We start from the raw sequence: 4222 nt of genomic DNA on the forward strand, positions 1-4222 counted from the left end.
TTACGTGACCGTTCCCGTTGCCGGATTGGAAGAGGCGGCCAAGATCAGGCTCGACAACCAGGCGTGGTCGGAATTGGCGCCCCGCAAGAGCGAATGGGCTTTCGCCAGTCCATACGTCTATTGCCGAGAGACAGTACATCACGACAGCGCTTTCCATGTCCGGATGATCGTGCCCGGCACGCCGTCCTACGAAGATCCCGCGACCGGTTCGGCTGCAGCGGCCTTTGCCGGCGCCATCATGCATTTCGACACCCCGATCGACGGCGTCTCGCAGCTCTGGATCGAGCAGGGCCTGGAAATGGGCCGGCCCTCGCGCATCCGGCTGGAACTCAATGTCGATGGCGGAAAACTGGCCTCCGCGCGCATCGGCGGCCATGCCGTCAGGGTCGCGGAAGGCAAGCTTTTTGTGTGACGGGTGCGGCAATTCGGCGATTTGTCGGGAAATGATCCGGCAGGGCTAGACATCCCCGGAAGCGGCGGCTATATGCGCCGCCGACGCTGGTTTTCCCGGCGGTGTGGGTGTGTAGCTCAGTTGGTAGAGCAGCTGACTCTTAATCAGCGGGTCCACAGTTCGATCCTGTGCACACCCACCAATTTTCCGATGGTATTTCTCCTTTTAGCCCGCCTTCGCGGCGGATTGAGCCGTTAAGGCTCAAGACCTGCAACGATCGCCCGTCAGACAGCTCTCATGACGATTGCTGCCCAACCGGCGATCGCAGGATCAATCCATAAGTGGCAATGCCGCACCAGGCCACGGAAGATGTCCGCTACGCCTGGAAGAATTCCTCGATGTCATCCAGAACGGTGATGGTTGCAACGATGTCCAACGGACTATCCCAGTCGACATGAAGAAGGAATTCAACGCCTCCTGCTTCCCCGCCGGCCACGCCGTGGGGGCCAACATTGGTCACATAAACATTAGCGGAGCCAAGATTTGGGCGCCCAAGCGTCTTCGGTCCGCCACCAAAGCCACCGAAGGCAGGTATAAATTCCGCTGCTGTTATGATCACCGCAGAGTCTAAGTTGATCGGGTCCCAATTGAAGTTCTGACGAATTGTGCCTTTCATTCCCCGATACAGTACTCTAATCGAACGAGCCACGCCTTCCTCCGTTTCTGAATAAATATCAACATTGGAATAACCACTATGTGATTTGGCATGGCCTCGGAATTTGATCTGTGATGATAATCACAAATCATCCGAAATTAATCGTAAGATGATCTTTAGCTGATCCGGCGTCAGATCAGTGCAGCTGGCAAAATCCGCTAAATTTACATAAATTTAAGCCGATTTGCAGAAACAGAAAATTGCGGACCAATCTGTTGGGAAGTTCCGTTATTTCTCCGAAACACCCGCCTCGGCAAAGCTTGCCATCCTGGCATGGCATTCCAGCGCCGAGCGCACGATGTTGACGGCGAGGCAGGCGCCTGAGCCTTCGCCGAGCCGCATGCCTAGATCGAGCAGCGGCGGCAGGCCGAGCGCTTCGAGCAGGCGGCGGTGGCCGGCTTCCGCCGAGACATGGGCGGCGATGGTATGGGCGAGGCCAGTTGGATGCAGCCTCGCGAGCGGAGCGGCGGCGGCGGTGCACACAAAACCGTCGAGCAGCACCGGCACGTTGTTCTTGCGCGCGGCGAGCGTGGCGCCAAAGATGGCCGCAAGCTCGCGGCCGCCAAGGGCGGCAGCGATCTTCAAAGGGTCTGAGAGCGAATCGACATGGCGCTTCAGGCCGGCTTCGATCGCCACCACCTTGCGCTTCAATCCGGCATCGTCGATGCCGGTGCCACGCCCGGTCCATTTCTCCGCGCTGCCGCCAAAGAGGGCGGTGGAGATCGCGGCCGCCGGGGTGGTGTTGCCGATGCCCATCTCGCCGAAGCAGACGAGATCGAGGTCACTCGTTACTGCGTCGTAGCCGGTCGAGACGGCGGCGAGGAAGTCCTGCTCGTCCATCGCCGGCACTTGCGTGAAATCGCCGGTCGGATGGTCGAGATCGAGCGGGATGACGTCGAGCTTGGCGCCGGCGATGCGGGCAAGCTGGTTGATGGCGGCGCCGCCGCCGGCGAAGTTCGCCACCATCTGTACCGTCACTTCCGACGGATAGGCCGAGACGCCTTGCGCGGTGACACCGTGATTGCCGGCAAAGACGAAGACCTTCACATGATCGAGCTTGGGCATGTCGCGGCCCTGCCAGCGGCCGAGCCACGCGGCGATCGTTTCCAGCCTGCCAAGGCTGCCCGGCGGCTTGGTCAGAGTGTCCTGGCGGCGGGCGACGGCTCCGGCGGCGGTGTCGCTGCCAGTCGGAAGATCGAGGCAGGCGGCGCGAAGGTCTTCGAGCGATTTGAACGAGGCTGGTTGGGGGGACATGGGGGCAAGGTCTCCGAAACAGAATCAGGAAAGGCAGACGGAAGCGACGAGAAGAACGGCGATCTCGCCAAGCTGCTGCAGCGCGCCGATCGTGTCGCCGGTCTGGCCGCCGATCTGGGCGAGGCAAAGCGCGCGGAAGCCCGCGAAGACCAGGCCGAGCAGGATCAGCGCCGCGATGGCGCCGCCGAGGCCGAGCGCCAGCAGCGCCACGGCGCCGAGCGCAGCGCCGATGGCGGCGGTCTGGCTTGCGACAAAGCCCGCATTCGCCGACAGACCGTCGCTGCGGGCCGGCGGCAGAAGATGCATGAAGGCGCCGAAAAGCCCGCGCGAAGCGGCGTGCGCGGCGAGCAGCGCCAGGAAGATGTGGCCGGGACCGGCGAGTTCGGACAGCGCGCTCCAGCGGATAAGCAGCGACAGCCCAAGCGCGGCCGCGCCATAGGCGCCGATGCGGCTGTCGCGCATGATCTCCAGCTTCCTGTCGCGCGTCCTGCCGCCCCAAAAGCCGTCAGCGATGTCGGAAAGCCCATCCTCATGCAAGCAGCCGGTGGGGAGCATGGTCGCGGCGAGCGTGAGCGCCGCAGCAGGGCCGGTGGCAAGACCCAAGCTGTAGGCGATGGCGCAGACAAGCGCACCGATGATCGCCACTGCAAGACCGGCGAAGGGCGCCGCCCAGATCGCGTCGGCAAGGCTGCGGCCGCCGAAATCGCTCGACGGCAATCTCAGCCTGGTGAAGAAGACGAGGCTGAGGCCGATATCGTCAAGCAATTGCCGGGGCGCCGAAGGGCCGCTCATGCGCTCCTCGCAATGGCATGGAAAAAGGTGCCGCTGACATGGCCGCGCCGGTAGCCGGAAGCGCCGAGCGGGTTGCCCTGGCCGTCGGCAAGATCGGCCAAGGGCTCGTCATTGCCGATGGCCGTCATCTGGGCATAGTGGAATTCGTGGCCGCGGATCAGCGTGCCTTCCGGCCCCAACGGGCAGGCGGCGCGCAGCCGCGCCTCGCGATAACCGAGATTCATCTTGCGCCTGGCGAAGCTGGTCGAATGGCCAAGCAGGCCGAGCATCTTATGGCTTGTCCCCTCCGCGTCTTCCAGCTCTTCGCCCAGCACCATGAAGCCGCCGCACTCGCCGTGAACCGGCTTCGTCGCCGCAAAGCGGGCCATTCCCGCCTGGAATCTCGTCGCGGCCGCCAGCTTGCCGGCATGCAGCTCGGGATAGCCGCCTGGCAGCCAGCAGACATCGCAGTCCGGCGAAGGCCCCTCGTCGGCAAGCGGCGAGAAAGGCACGATCTCGGCGCCGGTCTTGCGCCAATGCGTGGCGACATGCGGATAGAGGAAGGTGAAGGCGGCATCCTCAGCTAGCGCGATGCGCTGCCCGGGCGGCTGCAGCGCGTCACCGAAGTCGCCGGCCGCTGGTTCGAGCGGTTTCGCCAACGCCAAGATGGCATCGATGTCGAGCGACCTTTCGACCATGTCGGCCAGCCGGTCGAGATGCGCCATCAGGTTCTCGTACTCGCCGGCCTGGACGAGGCCGAGATGCCGTTCCGGCAGGTTCAGCGTCGGATCGCGCAGTATGGCGCCGACCACAGGCAGGCCGATCGCCTCGATGGCGTCGCCGGACAGCCGCCGGTGGCGTTCGCTGCCGAGCCTATTGAGCACGACGCCGGCCATGCGCACATCCGGATCGTAGGTCGCGAAACCCTTGGCCACCGCCGCCGCCGTGGTCGACTGTCCGGAAACGTCTAGCACCAAAAGGACGGGCAGGCCGTAGAGCCGGGCGAGATCGGCGGCCGAGCCTGAGCGGCCTTGCGAGGCGGGGATGCCGTCAAACAGGCCCATGGCGCTTTCGAGGATGATGTATTCGGC

General features: G+C 63.9%; 5 protein-coding genes and 1 tRNA gene. 2 read left to right on the top strand and 4 right to left on the bottom strand.

The features are described from left to right. Positions 1-412 (top strand): PhzF family phenazine biosynthesis protein (locus EOA24_RS29210; RefSeq protein WP_133374662.1); only part of this gene is annotated, 412 nt, incomplete at its 5' end. A gap of 105 nt (positions 413-517) precedes the next feature. Then, positions 518-593: transfer RNA gene (locus EOA24_RS29215), tRNA-Lys, on the top strand. 174 nt (positions 594-767) lie between these two features. On the opposite strand, the gene EOA24_RS29220 is transcribed toward EOA24_RS29215, so the two are convergent. The 4 genes from EOA24_RS29220 to EOA24_RS29235 form a co-directional block, all read right to left on the bottom strand. Further along, positions 768-1100: a hypothetical protein gene (locus tag EOA24_RS29220; protein WP_126060191.1), complete on the bottom strand. Its 333-nt coding sequence runs from the start codon at positions 1098-1100 to the stop codon at positions 768-770. 234 nt (positions 1101-1334) lie between these two features. Further along, entirely contained in the window at positions 1335-2360 is a 1026-nt protein-coding gene (cobT, locus tag EOA24_RS29225; RefSeq protein WP_126082093.1) for a nicotinate-nucleotide--dimethylbenzimidazole phosphoribosyltransferase, read from the bottom strand. Positions 2361-2384: 24 nt separating this feature from the next. Beyond that, positions 2385-3152: an adenosylcobinamide-GDP ribazoletransferase gene (locus tag EOA24_RS29230; RefSeq protein ID WP_126082094.1), complete on the bottom strand. Its 768-nt coding sequence runs from the start codon at positions 3150-3152 to the stop codon at positions 2385-2387. Continuing rightward, the coding region (locus EOA24_RS29235) for a cobyrinate a,c-diamide synthase (protein WP_127410344.1) at positions 3149-4222 on the bottom strand (1074 nt) is incomplete at its 5' end. The genes EOA24_RS29235 and EOA24_RS29230, both read right to left, overlap by 4 nt.

This window comes from Mesorhizobium sp. M2A.F.Ca.ET.039.01.1.1 (assembly GCF_003998035.1).
GTDB lineage: Bacteria > Pseudomonadota > Alphaproteobacteria > Rhizobiales > Rhizobiaceae > Mesorhizobium.

What these genes read in the sequence shown, in the direction of transcription:
- cobT (WP_126082093.1), bottom strand. Translation starts at nt 2,360, where the DNA reads ATGTCCCCCCAACCAGCCTCGTTCAAATCGCTCGAAGACCTTCGCGCC.
- EOA24_RS29230 (WP_126082094.1), bottom strand. Translation starts at nt 3,152, where the DNA reads ATGAGCGGCCCTTCGGCGCCCCGGCAATTGCTTGACGATATCGGCCTC.